Genomic DNA, 23,050 nt, shown 5'->3' on the forward strand with positions numbered 1-23,050 from the left:
CGCATAGTGCAGGGCGATTGGTTGTTGGTTAATACTTGACTATCTTAGTCAGGTAATTACAATTTGCGCCTTGATAACTTTTCTGGGGGCACGCATGAAACTGACTTCAAAAGGCAGATATGCAGTGACAGCGATGCTGGACGTCGCACTACACGCAAATATTGGGCCCGTGCCTCTGGCGGATATTTCCGAACGTCAGGAAATATCTCTGTCATACCTGGAACAATTATTTGCCCGTTTGCGTAAACATGGCTTAGTGAGCTCTGTTCGCGGACCGGGTGGCGGCTATTTATTGGGCCGCGACGCGCATACTATTTCGGTCGGCGATGTGATTGCTGCGGTGGATGAATCCGTAGATGCAACCCGGTGTCACGGGGAGGGCGGTGGCTGCCAGAGCGGCATGCGCTGCCTCACGCACACCCTGTGGTCAGATTTAAGTTTGCGTATTGAAGAGTTTTTAAACAGTATTTCCCTCGCCGAGTTAGTCGCCAATTCTGATGTGCAATCTGTTGCAACACGTCAGGACAATGGGGTTAACAGTGCAATGAAGCAATTAGAGAATATTCAAGTGAGTTGCCAGCTGTAAACTGGCGTCTAGCGGAGAAAGAAATGAAATTACCGATATATTTAGATTATGCAGCGACCACTCCGGTTGATCAGCGTGTTGCAGACGAAATGATGCAGTGCCTGACAATGGATGGTAATTTTGGTAATCCAGCCTCACGTTCGCACCGTTTCGGGTGGCAGGCAGAGGAACTGATTGACCAGGCGCGTAACGATATCGCTGATTTGATCAACGCGGATCCACGTGAAATTGTCTTCACCTCAGGGGCAACAGAATCAAATAACCTGGCAATCAAAGGTGCGGCTAATTTCTATCAAAAGAAAGGCAAGCACGTCATTACTGTTAAGACCGAACACAAAGCTGTGCTGGATACCTGTCGTGAACTAGAGCGCCAGGGCTTCGATGTCACTTATATGGAAGTCGAGGAAAACGGCCTGCTGGATCTGAAAAAGCTAGAAGCAGCAATCCGCGAAGACACCATTCTGATCAGCGTTATGCACGTGAATAACGAGCTGGGTGTGATTCAGGATATCACCACCATCGGTGAGATGTGTCGCGAGCGCAAAATCATGTTCCACGTCGATGCCGCGCAAAGTGCCGGTAAAGTACAGATCGACCTGCAACAGCTGAAAGTAGATTTCATGTCTTTCTCTGGTCACAAAGTATACGGTCCTAAAGGGATTGGCGCACTGTATGTCCGTCGTAAGCCGCGTGCACGCCTTGAAGCGCAAATGCACGGTGGTGGCCACGAACGTGGTATGCGTTCAGGTACACTGGCAACCCATCAAATCGTGGGCATGGGTGCAGCTTTCCGTGTTGCTAAAGAAGATTTCGAAAAAGATCATGCCCACATCAGCACGCTGCGCAAGCGTTTGCTGGACGGCGTGATGGATATGGAAGAAGTGTATTTCAACGGTGCGATTGACCAGTCCGTACCTGGCATTGTTAACCTGAGCTTCAACTTTGTTGAAGGTGAGTCGCTACTGATGGCGGTTAAGGACATTGCCGTATCATCGGGGTCAGCGTGTACTTCAGCAAGCCTGGAGCCGTCTTATGTATTGCGTGCCCTGGGTCGCAACGATGAACTGGCACACAGTTCTATTCGTTTTAGCATTGGCCGTTTTACTACTGAAGAAGAAATCGATTATACCGTTAAGCTCATTAAAGACTCGATTGGTCGTCTGCGTGAGATGTCACCGCTGTGGGAAATGTTCAAAGATGGCGTGGACTTAGATGCAGTTGAATGGGCACACCATTAAGCAAATCCGTGTATAGCAAGTTAATACTATAGGCAGGTAGTGAGGAAAGAATTATGGCGTACAGTAACAAAGTAATTGACCACGTGGAAAACCCACGTAACGTGGGTTCATTAGACAAGAATGATCCGAGTGTCGCAACGGGTATGGTTGGCGCACCGGCCTGTGGCGATGTGATGAAGCTACAGATCAAAGTATCTGGTGAAGGTATCATCGAAGATGCGAAATTCAAAACCTACGGCTGTGGTAGTGCCATTGCGTCATCGTCGCTGGTGACTGAGTGGGTGAAGGGCAAGACGCTTGACGAAGCCGGTGAAATCAAGAACACCGATATCAGCGCCGAACTAGAGTTGCCACCAGTGAAAATCCACTGTTCAATTCTGGCAGAAGACGCAATTCAGGCTGCTATCGCAGACTACAAGAGTAAACAGGCAAAGTAAGAGATAACTATGGCAGTGACACTGACAGAGTCGGCAGCAGGCCGAGTACAGACTTTTTTGGCCAACCGCGGTAAAGGCATTGGACTGAGAGTCGGCATTAAAACGACCGGCTGTTCAGGTCTTGCCTATGTACTTGAGTTTGTCGATGAACTGGATGAAGGCGATGAGGTCTTTGAAGAAAAGGGCGTCAAGCTCATCGTCGATGCCAAGAGCTTAGTTTATATCGACGGTACTGAGCTAGACTACACCAAAGAAGGTCTGAATGAAGGGTTTAAGTTCAATAACCCGAATCAAAAGGACGAGTGTGGCTGCGGCGAAAGTTTCACCGTTTAATCTCTCTTGTGATTAATAATTCTAAAGCCCTGCCTTGGTAGGGCTTTGCTGTATTGGATGCGTATGCGATATTTTGAATTATTCGATTTACCTGTCAGCTATCAGGTTGACCTGAACGTTTTAAACCAGCGTTATCTTGACCTGCAACGCGCGGTTCACCCTGACAAGTTTGCCCATCTTGGCGAACGCGAAAAACGGTTAGCGGTGCAACAAACTGCAGAGATCAATGACGCACTGGCGGTGCTGAAACACCCGCTAAAGCGTGCAGAGTACATGTTGAGTGAGCGCGGTGTGGATATTCGTGCCGAGCAACAAACCCTGCAGGATCCGGCCTTTCTGATGCAGCAAATGGAGCTGCGCGAGGCACTGGAAGATATCCAGCATAGTGGCGACCCTGAAGCTGAAATCGAGTCATTTGAAGCGCAAGCCAAACAGCTAGAGCAGCAGTATAGTACTGGTCTGGGTGAGCTTTTAGCGAGCAGCGACGAAAGTGACCTGCATCGCGCGGCGGATCATATTCGCAAACTTAAGTTTGTTTATAAGTTGAAAGACGAGTTGTCTCGAATTGAAGACAGCCTGTTCGACTGATTGATACGGTGTGGCTGCCTATTGCAGCGACAACCAGCTTCACCAAAGTGAAAGAGCATTATGGCATTATTGCAAATTGCTGAGCCGGGGCAGAGCGCGGCACCTCATGAACATAAACTAGCCATCGGGATAGACCTGGGAACCACCAACTCGTTGGTTGCTACGGTCCAAAGTGGCGAAACCAAAACCCTGACCGACATCAATGGCGAGGCGATGTTGCCCTCTGTGGTTCGTTATCACGGTGAGCAGGTAAGTGTTGGTCAGTCGGCGCAGCAAGAAGCGGCACTGGATCCGGAAAATACGCTGATCTCAGTAAAGCGCTTTTTGGGTAAAACGGCCGAAGAAATTGCCAGCAGCTATGGTCAGCTCCCTTACACCTTTGTTGAGCATCAAGGCAGCCTGGCGGTTCAGACCTGTGCGGGCCCTGTCAGTCCGGTTCAGGCATCGGCTGAAATACTCAAATCACTCCATCAGCGCGCGGTTGAAAGCTTTGGTGGTGAGGATGTGATGGGGGCAGTGATCACGGTACCGGCCTATTTTGATGATGCACAGCGTCAGAGCACCAAAGACGCTGCTGAAATTGCGGGTCTTAAAGTACTTCGCCTACTGAATGAGCCAACCGCAGCGGCGGTGGCTTATGGCCTGGATTCAGGTCAGGAAGGCGTCATTGCCGTTTATGATTTAGGCGGTGGTACTTTTGATATTTCTATCCTGCGTCTGAATAAAGGGGTATTTGAAGTGCTGGCCACCGGCGGCGATTCAAGCCTGGGCGGTGACGACTTTGATGCGCTGCTGGTGAGCACTTTTAAACAGCAAACCGGATTAACCGACCTGACTGCCAAAGAGCTGCGCCTGTTCATCAACAAAGCCAAGGCGTGTAAAGAAGCGCTGACCAGCTATGAAACGGTGAACGTGAAGTTGCCTGTGCGCGAGCAGGAATTCACTGTGACCATTACCCAAGCTCAGTTTGCGGACCTGGCAGAGGAATTGGTTAAGAAAACATTGCGTTCGTGCCGCCGCGCGCTCAAAGATGCAGGCGTTGAAAAAGAACAGGTGCTGGAAGTGGTGATGGTCGGTGGTTCAACCCGAATGCCGGTGATCCGCAGCGCCGTTGAAACCTTCTTTGCCAAGCCGCCTTTGACGTCGATTGACCCTGACAGAGTGGTTGCACTGGGTGCTGCAATTCAGGCGGATATTCTGGTCGGCAACAAGCCGGATTCGGATATGCTGTTGCTGGATGTGTTGCCATTGTCGTTAGGCCTTGAGACCATGGGTGGGCTGGTTGAGAAGATCATTCCACGTAATACCACCATACCGGTTGCCCGTGCGCAGGAATTTACCACCTTTAAAGATGGTCAGACGGCCATGTCACTGCATGTGTTGCAGGGCGAACGAGAGCTGGTTGATGACTGTCGCTCTTTGGCCAAGTTCAGTCTTAAAGGCATTCCGCCCATGGCGGCTGGTGCGGCACATATTCGCGTCACCTTTAAGGTCGATGCAGATGGTCTTCTGAGTGTCTCTGCGATGGAAAAATCCACAGAAGTACAGGCTGAAATTCAGGTCAAACCGTCATTTGGTCTGAGCGACGATCAGGTGGCGCAAATGCTCAAAGAGTCTATGAGCAATGCCAAAGAAGATATGCAGGCGCGTATGCTCAAAGAACAGCAGGTTGAAGCGCTGCGTGTACTGGAAGCACTGGAAGCCTCACTGGCGACAGACAGCGAGCTGCTTAATGAGCAAGAGCTGGCTGCACTGCGCAGTGCTATGGCGGAGCTTGACAAAGCACGCTTAACGGCCACCGATCCACAAGCGATCAAAGCGGCAATCGAACAGGTGGATGAAGCAAGCAGTGAGTTTGCATCACGCCGTATGGATGTATCAATTAAACACGCACTGCAAGGTCAGTCGGTAGACGAGGTGTAATATGCCACAGATTATCTTTTTACCCCATGAAGAACTTTGCCCGGAAGGGGCTGCCATTGAGGCTGAATCAGGCAAAACCGTACTGGATGTGGCGCTGAAAAATGGCATCAGCATTCCGCATGCCTGTGAAAAATCCTGTGCCTGTACGACCTGTCACGTGGTGATCCGTGAGGGGTTTGACTCGCTTGAAGAAAGCGATGAGCTGGAAGACGATATGCTGGATAAGGCCTGGGGGTTAGAGGCAGAATCCCGGCTGGGTTGTCAGGCGGTGATTGCCGACGAGGACCTGGTTGTGGAAATCCCTAAATACAATCTCAATATCGTCAACGAAGAACACTAATCTTTGCTGAAACAGGGCCGCATAATGCGGCCCTGTTTAGTTATGGAAGGAGCGCTTGCTATGACACTTATCACCGAACAAGCCCATTCCTGGGTGAATGGCAATCCCTGGCAATCACAGCGGCAGTTAACGGTCCATAACCCGGCTAACGATGTGCCCATTGCGACTGTTTCCATTGCCGACCACGAGGCGGCAGAGCAGGCACTGAATGCCGCACAGGCTTGTTTCGACATCCTCAAACAGCGCCCGGCCCAGCAGCGGGCAGAGGTGTTGTTGCGCTGGTACCACCTTATACTGGACCATCAGGCTGCACTGGCAGAGCTGATGACCACTGAGCAGGGAAAACCGCTCAGTGAAGCACTGGCCGAAGTCAGATATGCGGCGGGATTCGTGCAGTGGTTTGCTGAAGAGGCCCGGCGTGCCTATGGGGAGGTGATCCCATCGCATAGTGCAGGCCATCAGCTGATAACAGTAAAACAGCCGATAGGTGTCGTGCTGGGGATCACGCCCTGGAATTTTCCACTGGCTATGATCACCCGTAAAGTGGCACCCGCTTATGCCGCTGGCTGTCCGTTTATTCTTAAACCTTCCGAAGAGACACCACTCAGTGCCATTGCGCTGGCAAAACTGGCGTTGGAGGCCGGATTTGAAAGCGCCGCTTTTCAGGTTCTGGTGAGCGACGATGCGGCGGCGCTGGTTGCCCCTTTACTGGCCAGTCCGGTGGTGCGTAAACTGACCTTCACCGGCTCTACAGCGGTGGGTAAAAAGCTGCTGGCACTCAGTGCCGATACGGTAAAGCGCACTTCAATGGAACTGGGTGGCAATGCGCCCTTTATTGTGTTCTCCAGTGCTGATGTGCACGAGGCTGTGGCTGGTTTGATGATTGCTAAGTTCAGAAATGGTGGCCAAACTTGTGTGGCAGCCAATCGGGTTTTCGTCCATCAGGATATCCATGAAGCGTTCACAGATGCACTCATTGAGGCGGTCGAGAAACTGCGAGTCGGTGACGGATTAGAGGCGAACACGGATATCGGGCCACTGATCAATGCGAAGGCCAAAGATAAGGCCGAATACTTGGTTGAGGATGCGCTTAGCAAAGGTGCTCAGCGGGTGTTCCAGGGAACAGCAGGCGCTGGTCACTTTATGGCACCGACGATTTTGCGGGGTGTCAGCGAAAAGATGGACATTTACCATCAGGAGATTTTTGCGCCGGTGGTCAGTATCATTGCATTTAGTGATGAATCCAGTGTTGTGCGTCAGGCAAATGATGTAAAAGAAGGGCTTGCCGCTTACTTCTATTCTCAGGATGTGTCTCAGATCCATCGGGTGTCGATGGCGCTTGAATACGGCATGGTCGGGATCAACGAAGGCGCAATTTCAAATCCGGTTGCGCCCTTTGGTGGCGTAAAGCAATCTGGACTGGGGCGTGAGGGGGCCAAAGAGGGACTCCAGGAGTTTCTGGAAAGCAAATACCTGTGCCAGAAGTTTTCTAGCTGATTGTTCCGTATACTGGAACTTTTCTCTGGTTCAGGTGAGTATGATGCGGATAAAACCATCACTTTATCCGCGGTGTCTTTCGATTATTGTTAACAATATCAGGTGGTTAACCTTCTGCTTTTGATTTTTTCTGGTCTTGTTCAGTACCTGTCTGCTATCGCACTTTTTACAACGACTTTTAATTTATGTCGAAGCTATGTACACTAGCCGTTTAATTTTTGAGTGGCTGGAAAATGTCTATGTACAAGGGGAAGGAACCGACTCTGGTGATCCTGGCGGCAGGCCTGGGCACCCGGTTTGGTGGCAATAAGCAAATCGCGCAATTGCCAGACTTTAACTGTACTATCATGGAACTGAGTATTCAGGATGCCTATGCCGCCGGAGTACGTCATCTGGTGCTGGTGATTAACCGTCAGGTTCGTCCGCTGATAGAGCAACAGACTTTGCCGCGCTTACCCACCGCTTTGCAGGTAGACCTGGTTGAGCAGGCCGTTGATAATCTACCTTCGCGCTTTGCCAGTAAAGCGCTATCGCGTGAGAAGCCCTGGGGGACCGGGCATGCGTTGTTATGCGCAAAACCTTATATACCCGGGGCTGCGATAGTGATCACGGCGGATGATTATTATGGTCCAGGTGCTTATGTGCAGCTTGTCCGACATTTTGCTGATGCAGGACAAAATGATATGGCCATTGTGGGCTATCCGCTGGCACAAACTTTGTCACAACAAGGTGGCGTAAATCGCGGAATATGCCAAACTCAAGATGATTACTTACTTGAAGTTGTTGAATATTTGGATATTCAACAAGATAGCACGGCTTTGTCAGGGGTTGCGCCTGATGGCAAGCGTGTAAACTTATCGGGCACCGCACTGGCTTCTATGACTTGCTGGGGCGTTACACAAACGCTGTTAAAGCAGCTGGAGATCGAATTTTCCCAGTTTCTAGAAAGTTATGACAGCGATGTCAAAAGCGAGTATTATTTGCCTGATTGTATCCAAAGCTGTATTCAGCAAGCGCTATTTCAGATCAGGGTTTATAGTGCATGTGATCGCTGGTTTGGTATCACCTATAAAGAAGAATTAAAGAGTGTCTCAGGATTATTATATGAACTACGTCACGGATGAGCCTATCACCTGCCACCATATAGAAAGTGGCAATGAGGTAACAATGAAAAATCGTGTAATTGCAGAGGTCTTGTCGCAGCAATTTGGCTTGCAGGGCGAGTCTGTTTCTCTACGTCCTATCGGTAATGGACATATTAATACAACGATGTTGCTAAAAAACAAGCAGCGCGCTTTGGTTGTGCAAAAACTCAATACCGGTGTTTTTCCAGAGCCTGAGCAATTAGTAACAAATGCCAGAAAAATAGAGCAACACTTGGTAAGCAAAGCACGTGACGGTGACTATGAACTGGCGATCATTCGCCACGTACCGACTCTAAAAGGTGAGTATCTTGTGCACATTGAAGGTGAAGTCTGGCGTGCACTGGAGTTCATTGGGGGCAGTTATAGTGAAGATGTGGTCGACACTGAAATCAAAGCGAAAGTCGCGGCCAATGCATTTGGTCAGTTTGCAGCGGCATTAGATGACTTTGATGCAACACAGTTACATCATGTGATCCCGGACTTTCATAATCTCGCTATGCGTATAGAGAAATTTGAGGAGACACTCAGCCAGGATCCTCAGGGGCGTGCAGCCTTGTGTCAGGCAGAAATTGCTTTTTGCCGGGCGCAGTTTTCGCTTGCTCAGGAAGTTGAGGATGTCGAAGCGCAATTACCGCTGCGAGCTTGTCATAACGATACTAAGATCAACAATATGTTGTTCTGTTCAGAGTCAAATAATGCACGTGCGGTGATTGATCTGGACACCTGCATGCCTGGTTACTGGCTCTATGATTTTGGTGATATGGTCAGAACATTTTGCTCTCCTGAAGCGGAAGATTCAACCAACCTGGCTAATGTCCGGGTACGTGAGGAAATTTTTGCGGCTTTGGTGAAGGGATATAAAGGACCTTTATCGGCCAGTCTGACAGACACCGAGAAGCAGAGTTTTATACTGGGTGCGAAAGTCATGCCGTTTATGATTGGCCTGCGATTTTTGACGGATTACCTTGATGGTGATAACTACTTTGCCACCAAGCACGCGGAGCATAATCTACAGCGAGCGCAAAATCAGTTTGCGCTCTACCAGGATATTGTCGCCAAGCAAGACCAGCTAAGCGCCATTATGTCGAAAATATAAGTCCACAAGTCATAATCCATCGGCACGACAGGTGGTTTTGGTTGGTTGTACCCTATCAGTAAAAAGCGCCGAAACGCGCTTTTTTTATGGCTAACAGAAAACTCTGTACCGATTAAATATCTATTTGTCGCAATGTTTTTGCAACGCAGAATACAATCCGTTAGCGTGCAGAGGACGTATCTTCGAGGACAATAATAATGACAAATTTAAATCGCCGTGATTTTCTCAAGGCAGCGGGCGTTGCGGCGGCCGCCGGGGTCGTTTCAGGTTGTACACAAACTAACGTGGATCCGGTGCAGGCCGTCCCTGAGCGGCAGGGGAAATCCGTGATTGGGCTGATTGCGCCAAAAATGGAGCGCGTACGAGTTGGCTTTATCGGGGTCGGTCAGCGGGGCTATGGTCATGTAAAACGTATGAGCCATATTGAAGGCGCAGACATTGTTGCCCTATGTGACACGCATGATGAAGTGTTGCAGCGCTCGGCGAGTTATTTAGCGGGGCGAGGAATGAAGGTGCCGGCCTTATATCAGGGCTCTGAATTTGCGTACCGTGAAATGCTTGCCCGGGACGATATTGACATCGTGATTATTTCAACCCCGTGGCGCTGGCATGCCCCAATGGCTGTGGATACCATGGAAAGTGGCAAGCATGCGTTTGTCGAGGTGCCACTGGCCCTGACAGTTGAAGAGATGTGGCAGCTGGTCGATACCGCCGAGCGGACCCAGAAAAACTGTATGATGATGGAAAACGTCAACTATGGTCGCGACGAGTTGATGGTGCTGAATATGGTGCGACAGGGGTTGTTTGGGGAGCTATTGCACGGCGAAGCCGCCTATATCCATGAACTGCGCTGGCAGATGAAAGAGCTGGAACACAAAACCGGCTCCTGGCGTACGCAGTGGCACACTAAACGCAATGGTAATCTCTATCCCACTCATGGTCTTGGCCCGGTTTCTCAGTATATGAATATCAACCGGGGCGACCGGTTTGATTATCTGACGTCCATGAGCTCCCCGGCACTAGGCCGTGCGGCTTATGCTGCGCGTGAGTTTGCGCCGGACCATCAGCGCAACCAGTGGCGATATGTGGCCGGGGATATGAATACCACTTTGGTAAAAACGGTTAAAGGACGCTCTATCATGATCCAGCATGATACGACGACGCCGCGCCCTTACTCCCGACACAACCTGATCCAGGGTACCAATGGGGTGTTTGCCGGGTTCCCGAATCGCATTGCACTGGAACAGGGCGGCACAAAGTCGTTTCATGAGTGGGATGAAGATATGAGCGCCTGGTATGCCAAATACGATCATCCTCTGTGGTTAAAAATGGGGGCCGAAGCGGAACGTAACGGCGGTCATGGTGGTATGGACTTTTTAATGTTCTGGCGGATGATCTATTGTCTGCGAAACGGTGAACCTTTGGATCAGGATGTCTATGATGGCGCCGCCTGGTCTGTGATCTCGCCCTTGTCAGCAATATCGGTCGCTAATCGCAGTGAGTCAGTCACCATTCCGGACTTTACCCGAGGGGCCTGGCAAAGTGCACAGCCTCTGGGGATCGTCGGCGCCTAGCAGTGTGTCTTCGGCACAGATCATTCCGGTTAGGTATGATACAATCGACAGGCCCTCATGCGGGGCCCGTTTCAGGTTGATACTCATACCCGGAGGTAGATTTGCGCGCAACAATAATCACACAGCTCACAGTGTGCCTTGTGTTAATGGTCATGACTGCGATGGCAGGCTGTGGTGTAACACAACAGGCCCATCAATCTTCACAAGCACCCAGTGTGCTAAAACAAACGCTCATTGACTATATAAGTACTTATCAGGCACGTCAGAACTTTGAGCAATTCTTATCTTTTTATGCCGACGAGGTGCAGCTGGAAGACATGCATTACGGCTTTGCCGTAGAAAACAAGCAGGCTTTGGCTGAGTTTTTTAACTGGTCAGCCGGTAATGTAAAAATTCTGGACGGTGAGCAGACTTTTACATTGAGTGAGGTGATCCTTGACGAGCAGCAACGGCGCGCCGTGATCCGTGGCACTTATGTCCGCTTTGAGTATGAAGGGCGAGAAATGGGACCGTGGCGCTTCACAACCGTGTTACACTTTAATTCTGACAACAAGATCACCTATCAGCAGGACTGGATCAATTATTGGCCCCGTTCATTAACCGATGGTGGTCGCAACTTAAATCATACTGCAAACTAATCCTTTATTATTCTGGCGAGGACACTGAGATGCAACTCTCTGTTGAGATCAGCAAATATCCATTACATTCTGACTATATCCCTTTTATTAAAGATTTTATCGAGCGCCTCAATCAGCATCCACAGCTCAAAGTACAGACCAATACTATGTCTACCCAGGTCTTTGGTGAGTATGAACTGTTGATGCGCACCTTATCGGCAGAAATGAAGCGCTCATTTGAGCAGTTTGGTCGAATCGTGTTTGTCTGCAAGTTCATCAGTGGCGATCTGTCTCCCCAGTCATGATGCAGTGGCTCATTGAAACCCTGGCCGGGTTTACCGCGATGTCGGTGTGGGAATATCTGGCCGTGATTTTATCCGCAGCGTATTTGTTGCTGGCTATCCGGGAAAACTCCTGGTGCTGGCCTGCGGCCTTTGCCAGCACCTTTATCTACACGGTGATGTACTGGAATGGCGCATTGCTGATGGAGTCCTTGCTGAACTTTTACTACATGTTTATGGCGGTAGTGGGGTGGTGGATGTGGCGCAGCGGCAGGCAAGATACGTCACTGGCGATTGTTTCCTGGTCTTTATATCGACATAGCATCATCATCCTGAGTACCTTAGTTGTGGCACTGGCCATCGGCTATGTGATGGATAATTACACCCATGCTGAACTGGCCTATCTGGATAGCCTGACGACGTGCTTTGCCGTGGTGACCACCTACCTGGTAGCCCGCAAGGTGCTGGAAAACTGGTTGTACTGGATAGTGATCGATGCCGCGTCGATGTACCTCTACTATCTCAAAGGCTATTACCCGACTCTGGTGCTATTTGGTTTTTACACCGTCATGGTCTGCTGGGGTTATGTACGCTGGTATGAAGTACATCAACGAAAAGAGGGTAAACCCCTTGCCGCCTTGTGATACGCAGTTGAGGGCGCTGATCAGGCAGGCCTTCCCTGAAATGGCAATTCACTCGCTACGCCCACTCAACAAAGGCTTAAGTAACAAAAATTACTTTCTGGAGCAGGCGCAGCAGGGGTTTTTGCTAAAGCACTACTCAGGCACTCTGCCTGTCAAAGCACTGGATGCACAGTCACAGCTGGCTCAGCTTGGCGTGGCACAGCCTTTAATTGGGTACCATGCAAAAACCCGGCTGGCGTTATTTGAGTTTATGGATCAGAGTGATGACGCAATGTTGCTCAGCGATGGCTTGTTAGAGCAGCTACACATGCTACATAGTCTTGCACCGCCCCGGGTGGGGAAGCTTGACCTGTATGGCGCGCTCACTGAAGCAGGTCAGGTACTGGCCTGCTCAACACAGGTTGCACAGTTAGGTCAGCTGCTGGCTCAGTATGAGGCTGATATGTGTTTTTGTCATAATGATCTGGTTAAAGACAATATCCTGGTAACGGCGCAGGGGCCTGTATTTATTGATTTTGAGTATGCACAATACAACGATCGGTATTTTGATTTGGCGGCATTATGTGTGTCTTTTGCCTTGTCTGTGGCTGACGGGCATAAGATGCTCGAGCGGTACTATCGCCTGGCAAAACTGCCGCTGCCAGGATATGGCGGAAAAAAATTGACCAGCTATGTACAAGCTTACCTGTTACTTTGTATTGCATGGTATCAGCAGCGTGATTTAAAGCGGTACATCGGCCCTTTACAGAGCCAACTTAAGGTGTGGCAGAGCTAGTTGCTTCGCAGACAGCTGAGGCCCGAGGATCATTCGGGCACTATCATTGTCTGGTGTCGAAGTTCTGCCGGGCAGTAGCTTGTTTCGCAGTTAAATCCCTCCTAAACGCTGCGCCAGCTCTTTGTATTTTTCAACGTCGTCTTTGTCAAAAATAGGTTCGCCCTGATCATCCTGCTGTTTGGCAACCAACAGGTTCTCTCGTGCCAGTCGTCTGACACGCTCCACTTTAACATCTAAAAATTCAGCAACTTGTTCAGTGGTCATTGGAGTCATAATACGGTCCTCTCAGATGATGTCGTGTTAATACAGGGAGACCAATTTTCCGCATATCAACAGGTCGTCATTATTGTTATTGTTCTAAGCATAGTTAAATATCGCGAATTTCGCTCTGTGTGAAGTCTTTTTTCGAGTTTTAGGCCATAAATTAAGCATATAGACAACAATGACTGGTATTTGCCACAGGATATGATTATTATTGGCACCACTAAGATGATGCTCTCGTGGTGAAATGGATATCACGTGGCCCTCCGGAGGCCAAGTTCTAGGTTCGATCCCTAGCGAGAGCGCCATTTTACGTTACCCTCGCAATTGCAAATTCCACCCACTATATCCATTTTCGACGTTTAAACAAGATGGCAACGGCAACGGTTAGTATCACCAGCGCAATCACGAAAATGCTAAATGACCAGGGGTGCTCGGTGCCCGGAATGCCACCAATATTGACACCCAACAGGCCAGTTAAAAACCCCAAGGGTAAAAACAACGCTGCGACCACCGACATAATATACATGCGCTGATTAAGCTGTTCATTAAGCTGATTGGCAATACTTTGCTGCAGCACCTGCGCCCGCTCAATGCTGGCTTCAAGCTCTTCGATATAGCGGCTCAGGGTGTTATTGGCTTCGCCGAGCAAGCGGCGCTGCTCGAGGTTCAGCCAACTCACCTTAGTATCAATTAAATCATAGATAGCCTGACGCTGGGGTTTAATATAGCGTTTTAAAGAAATAACCTGACGTCTCAGCAAGGTTATTTGGTGATAGTCGGGCTGGCATTCTTCTTTGTCCAACTGCTCTTCAAATTCGTCCAGCTGTTCTTCGACTTGCCATAATGTATCCTGCATTCGGTGCGTCAGGCGATCAATCAACGCACAGATCAGATCACTGATGGTATTGGCTCCGGCGCCATCCAGCAGCGCGTTGCGTAGATCTTCGATAGAGATCAACACTCGTTTGCGGCAGGTGATGAGCACGTTTTTACTGACAAAGCAGCGCACTGAGACCATATCTTCCGGGTTTTGCCTTGGGTTGAGGTTGACACCGCGCAAAAACAGCAACAATCCATGATTGGCACGGGTCACACGAGGGCGCGTTTCTTCGGCGAGTAAGGCTTGCCATTCCCACTCTTGCAGAAAATCCAGCTGACTTAGAAAGTGCTGAACCATCTCGCTGGTATAGTCAAAGTGCAGCCACACAGGCGCATCGTCTTTGAGCGCCTGTGCCAGATCTGTTACCGGAGTTGCGCCACCCTGACCATCGAGTACGAGCGCATGAAGTAAACCTTCCATTTTATCACCTACACATAAACTGATGTGTTTATCATTGGTCAACTTAGGGGTTTTGGCAATCAGTATTGTAATATTTTACCGAGCACCTGGTTAACCGTCCGCACGACGTCATCGCGGCATTGGTTGATGAAAAAGTGACCACCATTAAAGTAATGAATGTCAATCTGATGTTCACTTAAATCCTGCCAGCTGTGCAGCTGCTCTGTGCTGATCTCAATATCATCATGGCCATGGAATACTGTGATTGGGCACGGCAGACGGGTCGCCTGCGCCTGATAGCATTCGGCAATCTGAAAATCTGCTCTGAGTAAGGGCAGCAATAATTCCATCAATTCTCTGTGTTGCAACAGCTCCTTTGGTGTGCCATTGAGTTTGAATAGTTCTTCAACAAAGGCATCATGGGGGAGATCATAAATAGGTTCTTTTACCGAGCAGGTATGGGGGGCACGGCTACCCGATGCGATAAGGTGACACGGTAGCGGTGCATTTTTCTCGACCAGATGTTTTGTGACTTCAAAAATCACCCGGCTACCTAAACTGTGGCCCATCAGCACATAAGGTTTCTCTGTCAGAAAGGCCTGGTGAGATAACAACTCACTCACCTTGTGTTGCATCTCGACGTGAGCGACTTCACCCATTCGCGCACCGCGGCCTGGAAATTGCAGAAGAACCAGTTCTACCTCAGGAGGCAACGCACTACTCCAGGGCATATAAATAGCTGGTGAGCCACCTGCATAAGGAAAGCAAAACAGCCTGAGTTTGGCATTGGGGTTGGGTTTAGGTATTACAAAAAGCTTGCTGTTCATGATGATATATCTTTTTCTGAAATTGGGAACTATCCTACCAGACGAGCTCCAATCAAGTCATTTTATTCAAGCAATATTCACATCACTGTTATCCGGAGATTGCCAGGGCCGATGCCAAAATGCTGAATAATGTTTTACTTACCACTGTTATGCCGGATTCGGGGTGTTAAAGCAGTGAATGGTAATGCGACACAGAACCGGATTGACGACCCTATTCCTTTTGATCGTTTGGTTTTTATCAATGAGGTCGTTTCAGTGGATCAATTTAAAGTCTGCGGAAGATACTTTATTGTGTAAATCGGGATAAATGTCGGGTGGAGGTGAAAGTAGAAACGACAGTGCTTGCAACACAGTGAATGCCTTCGACCAATGTGCTGCGCGCGACAGGGACTGTTGCAGTGCCAGACTAACGCTGACAATAGCAAATCAAGGGGACTCAGCTGGATGCAGTGACCAAGAGGGCATTCAGATAGTCGGCGCTTTGAAAGCGGTGCGTTGCAGTGTCATTCAGTTTGACCGATATTCTGACGGGATGTTCGCCCCTGAATACACAAGGAAGCACTCAGCTTTCTGTCAGTGTAAACGTGATACACAAAGCAGCTCATGCTCAGTTTAATGCCATCGAATACAAGCCAGCCAGAGCGGGTTGTTTAAATTGTCACCGCAACAGGTGGTTACTATAAGAAAAATCAACTTCAATTGAAGATAATAAGTCCGTAAAATCGCCGCGAACAGGGGCCGGGCGTCTGAGCTAACTGGTAACACAACCGTGCTGTTTTTCTCTGGGCAGTTAAACAATACAGCGCATTCAGTAGCCAGATATGACTGAGCCGTCGACTATCAAACGCATATGGATTGCAGTTAGGGCCCTTATTTGGTACAAAGTGTGTGCCTAAAGCGTAAAAAATGTCTCACTACCTTATCCGTTACAACCCGTTTGTTCGGAGTTACATCTCTATGGTCATTTTTACATTTGCAATAGTTTGGTAGCCAATATGATGAGGAATAAACAGCGATCATCGTTGAATACGCTATAGTTTCGTTATGAAAATAATGGTAAGGTTCGATTCGAAAGTATAATAACTCATTTTGTGAGGTAAAGGAAGTATGAATAATAATAAAAAAAAGAAAAATAAAAGTTACATTTTCGAGGTAAAAAAAGCGCTCTTAATGGGATATAATTTGGGGAGAAAAGATGAGTCCGAAGGGGTCTACATCGATGAAGAGGCCTTGGTTTCATTTTACTTAGAAGAAAAAGTGAAGTTATGATCCAGCGGTAACATGCGTCTACCGTCACTATCAAGTCTGCAATGCTCAGCAAAAGTCACAAGTCAATAAACAGAACAAACCGTTGCTTATTATCAACCCAGTTCTGGAAAGCAAATTAGGAGTTTGTATTGATATCGGATACTGTTCATGTATGGATATGTGACCTGAAGCACCGCAGACTTGCACTGCAAGGTGAGCCTGATCCACTGAAGATACTGAATCAGGCTGAGCTGAACCACTATTCTTCTCTTGGAGACGAAGCGCAGAAAATTGCCTATTTGTATTCAAGAGTTATGTTACAGCGATTACTAACTGATTGTTTCATAGGAAGTAACAGAAACATTTCAGTGTCTAAAAATGCGAACGGTAAACCAGTGTTACTGGGGCCGGAGAAGGACATTGAAAACCTTCATATCAGCATAAGTTATACTGAGCACTGGGTTGCTGTTGCACTAGGGAAAGTTGCAGCAATGGGTATCGATATCGAGTGTATTGATCAGCTTTTTGCAACAAAAGAAATTGCCCAACGCTTCTTTCATAAAAATGAAGTGAGTGATTTATCCAGGCATCACACAACGTACCCGTTTCGCTTTGCGCAGTTTTGGACCTTGAAAGAGGCCTTTCTTAAATGTACTGGCACCGGGTTGGACATGCCGCTGGATTCGATCGAATTTGCGCTGGATGCAAAGCAGATCGTCTATAAAATTCATGATCGTCAATATGACGGGCAATATCAATTTTCTCAGTATCTGTTGAATAATGAGGTATGTTTATCTGTCTGCACCAGTCCGATGGGAGGAGATAAGGTTACATTGAGAGTTAGTGCTTTTCCTACAGATACAACTGACACCCCTGGGTTGTGTACTCAGCTTGGTGACTGCTGAGCGAATTGCAATTGTTAACATGCGCTGGTCTGCTGATAGTTGCGCCAGGAAGCAGGGAATATCAGCTGTTATCAGTATCAGCGTAAATAGAAGCTGTATGGCGAACATAGCCTGATCGGCGAAGGAGTTATGCTGGATTACGGTCGGGATCCCGGTATGTCAGTGACTGTCATAAGTGGCACTGAAATTATTTATACTGCATTGATTTTAATAAAAAGATTTATTATTGATTAATTGGTAGTCGCTTCTTGGGTGAGTCAGATGTACAACTCACATAGTGGATAAAAGGATGGTTTGTAATATTTTTATAGTAATTAAGTTGTAATCAGATGGGGGCCCCACACGTCGTATTCGTAATTTGAAGCAAACTTTGATTTAGCATTTTACCTTTACTTCACTTTAGTGTTTAATACCGATACTAAGTATTTTCGTAAACAACAGGTGCTATGCCTGTGATACTAGCAACCCATTGGATAAACCTCTGTCTCATGCGTGAGACACTTAAGGTTTCTTTGTTGTGTTTAGACACTTAATCGCTATTGTGTAGTTACATGCTTCCAGAAAGTAAATCTTGGTTATTAACTAAGTTGACGGAAGAACTCAATTCAATGTTTCTCTGCAATTTCAGTGTGTTAAGGTGGGGTTGCTGTATGTACTTAGATGCGAGGAGAACGTAAATAGCAAACTGATACGGGTATTGAAAAGTCGTCTTTCTGTCGAAACAGCTAACCTGCAGCTTATTATAAACACACTGAGCATGAGCGCATTGCAACATGCTGGCGTAATAACTAACTACTAATTTCAGAAAATTGTGATGGATGTAATTAAAAAAAAATCAAGTAAGTCAATTAATAAAAAGTTGGCTCTGGCAATACTCTTAGCGATTGGTGTAGGACTCGTTTGGTATTTTTTGAAACCGTCAACCCTCGCATCGTTTTCGGTAGACAGAAACCGTTTAACCATCGCAAAGGTCAATACGGGTCAATTTGATGTCAAAATCGCGGCAATCGGCACCCTGGTCAGTGATAAAGTACAGTGGGTAACTTCGACGGTAGATGGGGTTGTGACCGAAGTGCTTGTGCGTCCGGGAGAAGTCGTTGAGCGAGGCCAGGTGATGGCTATTCTTTCCAACCCTCAGGTTAAACAAGAAATGGATGAACTGTCCTGGGATATTGAATCACAAGAAGCGGCATATCAGGCTGAGCAGATAAAGACAGAAACTGAGCTATTGCAATCTGAATATCAATTTTACAAGACTCGGATGTCATTTGAAGAAGCCAAAATGCGCTTTGAAGCCTATGTAAAGCTTGAAGCATCGGGCGATCTTTCGGTTTCAAACCTGGAATTTCAGCAGGCCAGGTTAAAAAAAGAACAGTTAACAGAGTCTATCAGAATAGAAGAAAAGCAGCTGCAACAGTTAAGGCTGAGTTTAAATGCATTGCTCGATGCTGAAGTAGCGGCATTAAATAAGTTGAAGAAAAAATACCAACGTGCCAAGGAGCAAGTCGAAGCGCTGACAGTCAGAGCGAGTGCTTCTGGTATCGTGCAAGAAATGCCCTTGGAGTTGGGGCAACGGGTCAACATTGGTGATATGGTTTCAAAACTTGCTAACCAGGAAGATTTGATTGCAAGGTTACAGGTCCCTGAGCACAAGATCAGCAAAGTGGCAAAGGGTCAGAAAGTTCAGGTTGATACTCGCACCTCAGTGATCAACGGAGAAGTCTTCAGAATTGAACCCAGAGTGGAAGGGGGGAATGTCAGTGTGGATATTCGGCTACCGGCTGAGTTACCCCAGGAAGCACGCTCAGACTTGAGCATCGACGGTGAAATTTTTATTGCCGAAAAAGCAGACGCCATGTTTGTCCGCAGACCGGCATTTTTTCAAGAAAATCAGGAAATGATCGTTTACAAGGTAGACGAGTCTGAGTCTTTTGCCGAGCAGGTAAAAGTTAAATTCGGCATTTCTTCCAGCACTGAAATTGAAATAGTCGAAGGACTACAGGCGCTGGATCGCATCATTATTTCCGAACAAAACAATTTTGAAAGATTTGAACGGATTGCCCTTAAATAGACTAATAAGAAAAAGGTATATGGCATGAACCCCCTCATTCACTTAGATAATTTCAGTAAAGTATTTTCAACTGAAGAAGTTGATACTCATGCACTGCAGAGCATCAATTTGTCCATAGACAAAGGCGAGTATGTCATTATCACAGGCCCTTCAGGTTGTGGAAAGTCTACACTTTTATCTATGCTTGGCCTGCTGGACAATGGTTCATCAGGTAGTTACAAGCTTGGAGAGAAGGAAGTAACAGGTCTCAATGCGTCAGAAAGGGCAAGGGTACGCAATACAGATATTGGCATCGTGTTTCAGTCATTCAACCTGATCAGCGACTTAACCGTGGCAGAAAATATCGGCTTGCCAATGACTTATCGCAAAGATATTGCAAAGAAAGAGCAAAAAGAACGAATAGAGAACGCGCTTCAGCAAGTAGATATGTCGCATCGTGCGAATCACTATCCCGGGCAACTATCAGGGGGACAGCAACAACGTGTCGCGGTCGCCAGAGCAATCGTGAGCAGCCCTTTAATACTGCTTGCTGATGAACCTACCGGTAACCTGGATAAAAAGAATGCCGAAGCGGTGTTGGCACTTTTTGATAAATTGCACAAGCAAGGCACTACCATCTGTATGGTTTCCCACGATGTAGACGTAGCCAGGCACGCACAACGTGTCGTCCGCATGCTAGACGGAAAAATAGAAAGTGACAGTGGCCAGCAAGCAGCGATAGTGGCTTAGAGGTTAATTACTATGAATGGGATGATCCTCGATATAAAGTATGCGCTGCGCCTGATGCTGCGCAATCCAAAGTTTACGATTCTGACACTGTTTGTGATGACAACCGGTCTGACTCTCTCGATCTTTCTTATGTCATTCTTACCGACGTCGGTTTCTGCAACGATGCCGTTTGAAAATGGTGAAAAGTTGCGCCGGATCGATGCGATGTCTAAGGACTTTGTTTACAACACGCCTTTCATTACCCTGCACGAAGCCGAGTTTATTGCAGAGAATAGCAATAACTGGGAAAAAATGGGGGTTTTCACCCAGCGAGATGTCAGTCTTGGAATTGGTGAACGTGCCATTTCCTACAACGCTACGTTTGCACAATCTGAGTTTTTCGAAGTGTCTGATGCCGTTCCTCTGATGGGCCGTTTGTTCGATACCAAAGATCTGTCTTCCGGGGCTTCTCCTGTTGTGATTATAGGTTATCCAGTGTACCAGAAGTTTTTTGCACAACAGGATGACGTAATAGGGCAAAAAATTCGTGTGAATGGCGTGCCAACCACCATTATTGGCGTCATGCCAGAGTCCTATAAATTTCCAGATGCTGCTGAAATCTGGCTGCCACTCACTGAGCGGGCAACAGACTTTACGTTTCCTGAGGGCAGTCGCGTGATTATGTTTGGCCTGTTAAAAAATGGCATAACTGATCAGCAAGCTAACTTTGAAGTAAAACAGCTGGCGCGCGAGTTCCACAACAACCAACCCAAATCAGACAACTCCGGATCTGTGCATGTTTGGAGCTTTCAGGACGCCAAAATGGGAGATGGTCATGAAAAGCTCGAACTGGCCATGCAACTGTGTGTCGGCTTTATTCTTATTCTGTGTTGTATAAACGTCGGTAACTTGTTGTTTTCTCGTGCAATTGAAAAAGGTAAAGAGACCGCGATCCGAATTGCCATCGGAGCACCTCGTAGTCGTCTTATTTCTCAAATCATGTGGGAAAGTGCCATCATCTGCGTGGTCTCCGGCTGCATATCTGTCGCTATTGCCAGTGTGTGGCTGGACATAGTGAACGAGCGCTTACCGACATTATTACCATTTCCCGTGCCTTTTTGGTTCGATATTCGCATCACGGGTTTCAGTATTTTAATGGCAGTTTTGTTAGTCATAGTAACAGCCGTAATCACGGGTATTTTGCCCGCGGTCAAAGCGACGGGAGGGAACTTTAACGATGTGTTGCGCGCAGGCACCAGAGGCGCACAAAGCAAATCGCAAGGCCGGGTAAGTAAGGTCTTGGTCATTGTTGAAATCCTGCTTTCTTGTACGCTATTACTGGCCTCCACCGCGATGGTGAAGACTATTTTTGACCAGCACCGAACTGACTACGGAGCCGATATTGACAATATTTTGCGCGCCAATGTGACGTTACCGGACACCTATGACACCGCGAAGAGGCAAAGATACTACGATGATTTATCTGGCTTATTACAGCGGGATGCAAGAGTGGAGAGTCTGTCCCTAAGCACTAATCTCCCCAGCGAAACAGCCTGGTATGCAAAGGTCAATATTGAGGGTAAAAACTATGGAACCAATCAGTTTGATGCTGCCCACAATGTGTTTGTCGATGAAAACTATTTCACAACTTTTGGGATTGAACTGTTGGAAGGGCGTGATTTTAACCAACACGACAGGCCTGACACCACGTTAGTGGCCGTCGTAACGGAAAACTTTGCGAAGCAGCACTGGCCAGACGAATCGGCGGTGGGTAAGCGAGTTAAGATCCTGGCCAAAGATCCGGTCTGGTATACAGTCGTCGGTGTGGTAAATAAAGTTGTACACGGAAAGGAGAACCGCTGGACGAAATCCAGAGGCACTGTGTATATCAAGTTAGATCAGAACCCCAAACTGGGTATTCGCATTGCACTGAAAACAACGGGTGATCCCTATGAGCTCAGTGAAACGATCGTCAAGGCCTCGTCACAGCTCGATTTTAATGCGCTTGCGTTTGACATTAACTCATTGCGGTACAACGTAAATAAACGCATGGCGGCGATGGATTTTGTGAGTGAAATGTTCCTTATTATTGCGATTGCGTCTTTGATCATCGCTTTTTCCGGGATCTACGGTGTGGTGTCAAAATCTATTTTCCAAAAACGCCACGAAACCGGAGTGAAAAGGGCTATTGGTGCACAAAATGCCGATATCTATAAGTTTTTCATGGTATCTAGCGCTAAGCAGTTGTTTGTTGGCCTTTTACTGGGTATGCCGTTGGGGATCTTCACGCTGCAAATGCTGGGCTCCACTGGGGTTGCAGAGATGCACAATATTCTTTTGATAGGTATTCCGGTTTCGATTGTATTGATCATTGCATTAGCAGTTGTATTACCCACCAGAGCCGTTTTACAAAAAGAGCCTAGTGCGGCTTTAAGGCACGAATAGTGTCTATGCCAGTGCCTGGCAGAGTCGTCAGGTACTGGCATAGCAGTGAAATCTGGCGGTAATCTCTGTGCTGAAGTGTTTCATCGGTACGGTTAAAAAGTGTCGTCGCAGTTTTCGTATTTTAATTTTGGCATTCACAAATAGCGTCCACATGCAGGAAGGCTTCCTGACATCAGATTAAGGCTATTTATCCACCATATTGAGTGTGTGGTATTTGCACACAATGTTA

General features: G+C 47.7%; 23 protein-coding genes and 1 tRNA gene. 21 read left to right on the forward strand and 3 right to left on the reverse strand.

The window, feature by feature from the left end; genetic code table 11:
* The first annotated feature begins 94 nt into the window (after positions 1–94).
* From iscR to MHN33_RS05660, 15 genes are all read left to right on the forward strand, one after another.
* Positions 95–586 (forward strand): Fe-S cluster assembly transcriptional regulator IscR, encoded by a 492-nt coding sequence (iscR, locus tag MHN33_RS05590; protein ID WP_239397000.1) that lies wholly within the window; start codon positions 95–97, stop codon positions 584–586.
* A 23-nt stretch (positions 587–609) separates the two neighbouring features.
* Positions 610–1,824, forward strand: a complete 1,215-nt coding sequence (locus tag MHN33_RS05595; RefSeq protein ID WP_239397001.1) for an IscS subfamily cysteine desulfurase — start codon at positions 610–612, stop codon at positions 1,822–1,824.
* A 53-nt stretch (positions 1,825–1,877) separates the two neighbouring features.
* Positions 1,878–2,261: a Fe-S cluster assembly scaffold IscU gene (iscU, locus tag MHN33_RS05600; protein WP_010384017.1), complete on the forward strand. Its 384-nt coding sequence runs from the start codon at positions 1,878–1,880 to the stop codon at positions 2,259–2,261.
* Positions 2,262–2,270: 9 nt separating this feature from the next.
* Complete coding sequence (iscA, locus tag MHN33_RS05605) at positions 2,271–2,594, forward strand: iron-sulfur cluster assembly protein IscA (RefSeq protein WP_046003656.1); 324 nt, start codon at positions 2,271–2,273, stop codon at positions 2,592–2,594.
* Positions 2,595–2,657: 63 nt separating this feature from the next.
* Complete coding sequence (gene hscB, locus MHN33_RS05610; protein ID WP_239397002.1) at positions 2,658–3,182, forward strand: co-chaperone HscB; 525 nt, start codon at positions 2,658–2,660, stop codon at positions 3,180–3,182.
* Between the two features lie 60 nt (positions 3,183–3,242).
* Positions 3,243–5,105 carry a Fe-S protein assembly chaperone HscA gene (gene hscA, locus MHN33_RS05615; protein WP_239397003.1) on the forward strand — a complete coding sequence of 621 codons (1,863 nt, stop codon included), beginning with the start codon at positions 3,243–3,245 and terminating at the stop codon, positions 5,103–5,105.
* A gap of 1 nt (position 5,106) precedes the next feature.
* The gene (fdx, locus tag MHN33_RS05620; protein WP_010384025.1) at positions 5,107–5,445 is read left to right on the forward strand and encodes an ISC system 2Fe-2S type ferredoxin; all 339 of its coding nucleotides are present in this window, start codon (positions 5,107–5,109) and stop codon (positions 5,443–5,445) included.
* 60 nt (positions 5,446–5,505) lie between these two features.
* Positions 5,506–6,942, forward strand: a complete 1,437-nt coding sequence (locus MHN33_RS05625; RefSeq protein ID WP_239397004.1) for an NAD-dependent succinate-semialdehyde dehydrogenase — start codon at positions 5,506–5,508, stop codon at positions 6,940–6,942.
* A 239-nt stretch (positions 6,943–7,181) separates the two neighbouring features.
* Positions 7,182–8,066 (forward strand): NTP transferase domain-containing protein, encoded by an 885-nt coding sequence (locus tag MHN33_RS05630; protein WP_239397005.1) that lies wholly within the window; start codon positions 7,182–7,184, stop codon positions 8,064–8,066.
* A 43-nt stretch (positions 8,067–8,109) separates the two neighbouring features.
* On the forward strand, positions 8,110–9,183 hold the full coding sequence (locus tag MHN33_RS05635; RefSeq protein ID WP_239397337.1) for an aminoglycoside phosphotransferase family protein: 1,074 nt from the start codon (positions 8,110–8,112) through the stop codon (positions 9,181–9,183).
* A 197-nt stretch (positions 9,184–9,380) separates the two neighbouring features.
* Complete coding sequence (locus MHN33_RS05640) at positions 9,381–10,757, forward strand: Gfo/Idh/MocA family oxidoreductase (RefSeq protein ID WP_239397006.1); 1,377 nt, start codon at positions 9,381–9,383, stop codon at positions 10,755–10,757.
* Between the two features lie 101 nt (positions 10,758–10,858).
* Entirely contained in the window at positions 10,859–11,395 is a 537-nt protein-coding gene (locus MHN33_RS05645; protein WP_239397008.1) for a nuclear transport factor 2 family protein, read from the forward strand.
* Between the two features lie 29 nt (positions 11,396–11,424).
* The gene (locus MHN33_RS05650; RefSeq protein WP_239397009.1) at positions 11,425–11,679 is read left to right on the forward strand and encodes a hypothetical protein; all 255 of its coding nucleotides are present in this window, start codon (positions 11,425–11,427) and stop codon (positions 11,677–11,679) included.
* Positions 11,679–12,299 (forward strand): nicotinamide riboside transporter PnuC, encoded by a 621-nt coding sequence (gene pnuC, locus MHN33_RS05655; protein ID WP_239397338.1) that lies wholly within the window; start codon positions 11,679–11,681, stop codon positions 12,297–12,299. The genes MHN33_RS05650 and pnuC overlap by 1 nt, the downstream gene beginning before the upstream one ends.
* Positions 12,253–13,074, forward strand: coding sequence for a phosphotransferase (locus tag MHN33_RS05660; protein WP_239397011.1), 822 nt, complete (start codon positions 12,253–12,255; stop codon positions 13,072–13,074). Before pnuC ends, MHN33_RS05660 begins: the two co-directional genes overlap by 47 nt.
* 90 nt (positions 13,075–13,164) lie before the next feature.
* Here the strand turns inward: MHN33_RS05660 and MHN33_RS05665 are convergent, their stop codons facing one another.
* The gene (locus tag MHN33_RS05665; protein WP_239397013.1) at positions 13,165–13,347 is read right to left on the reverse strand and encodes a helix-turn-helix domain-containing protein; all 183 of its coding nucleotides are present in this window, start codon (positions 13,345–13,347) and stop codon (positions 13,165–13,167) included.
* Between the two features lie 221 nt (positions 13,348–13,568).
* Here MHN33_RS05665 and MHN33_RS05670 point away from each other — a divergent pair.
* A tRNA-Arg gene (locus MHN33_RS05670) sits at positions 13,569–13,643 on the forward strand.
* Positions 13,644–13,678: 35 nt separating this feature from the next.
* On the opposite strand, the gene MHN33_RS05675 is transcribed toward MHN33_RS05670, so the two are convergent.
* Positions 13,679–14,638, reverse strand: a complete 960-nt coding sequence (locus tag MHN33_RS05675; RefSeq protein ID WP_239397014.1) for a zinc transporter ZntB — start codon at positions 14,636–14,638, stop codon at positions 13,679–13,681.
* 59 nt (positions 14,639–14,697) lie between these two features.
* The gene (locus MHN33_RS05680) at positions 14,698–15,444 is read right to left on the reverse strand and encodes an alpha/beta fold hydrolase (protein ID WP_239397015.1); all 747 of its coding nucleotides are present in this window, start codon (positions 15,442–15,444) and stop codon (positions 14,698–14,700) included.
* Between the two features lie 1,107 nt (positions 15,445–16,551).
* Here MHN33_RS05680 and MHN33_RS05685 point away from each other — a divergent pair.
* From MHN33_RS05685 to MHN33_RS05705, 5 genes are all read left to right on the forward strand, one after another.
* Positions 16,552–16,713, forward strand: a complete 162-nt coding sequence (locus tag MHN33_RS05685; protein WP_239397016.1) for a hypothetical protein — start codon at positions 16,552–16,554, stop codon at positions 16,711–16,713.
* Between the two features lie 128 nt (positions 16,714–16,841).
* The gene (locus tag MHN33_RS05690) at positions 16,842–17,597 is read left to right on the forward strand and encodes a 4'-phosphopantetheinyl transferase superfamily protein (RefSeq protein ID WP_239397019.1); all 756 of its coding nucleotides are present in this window, start codon (positions 16,842–16,844) and stop codon (positions 17,595–17,597) included.
* Between the two features lie 814 nt (positions 17,598–18,411).
* On the forward strand, positions 18,412–19,668 hold the full coding sequence (locus MHN33_RS05695) for an HlyD family efflux transporter periplasmic adaptor subunit (RefSeq protein ID WP_239397020.1): 1,257 nt from the start codon (positions 18,412–18,414) through the stop codon (positions 19,666–19,668).
* Between the two features lie 24 nt (positions 19,669–19,692).
* Positions 19,693–20,397: an ABC transporter ATP-binding protein gene (locus MHN33_RS05700; protein ID WP_239397021.1), complete on the forward strand. Its 705-nt coding sequence runs from the start codon at positions 19,693–19,695 to the stop codon at positions 20,395–20,397.
* Positions 20,398–20,409: 12 nt separating this feature from the next.
* Complete coding sequence (locus tag MHN33_RS05705) at positions 20,410–22,821, forward strand: ABC transporter permease (RefSeq protein WP_239397022.1); 2,412 nt, start codon at positions 20,410–20,412, stop codon at positions 22,819–22,821.
* The last annotated feature ends 229 nt before the right edge of the window (positions 22,822–23,050 follow it).

Source organism: Pseudoalteromonas sp. OOF1S-7, assembly GCF_022347765.1.
Classification (GTDB): domain Bacteria; phylum Pseudomonadota; class Gammaproteobacteria; order Enterobacterales; family Alteromonadaceae; genus Pseudoalteromonas.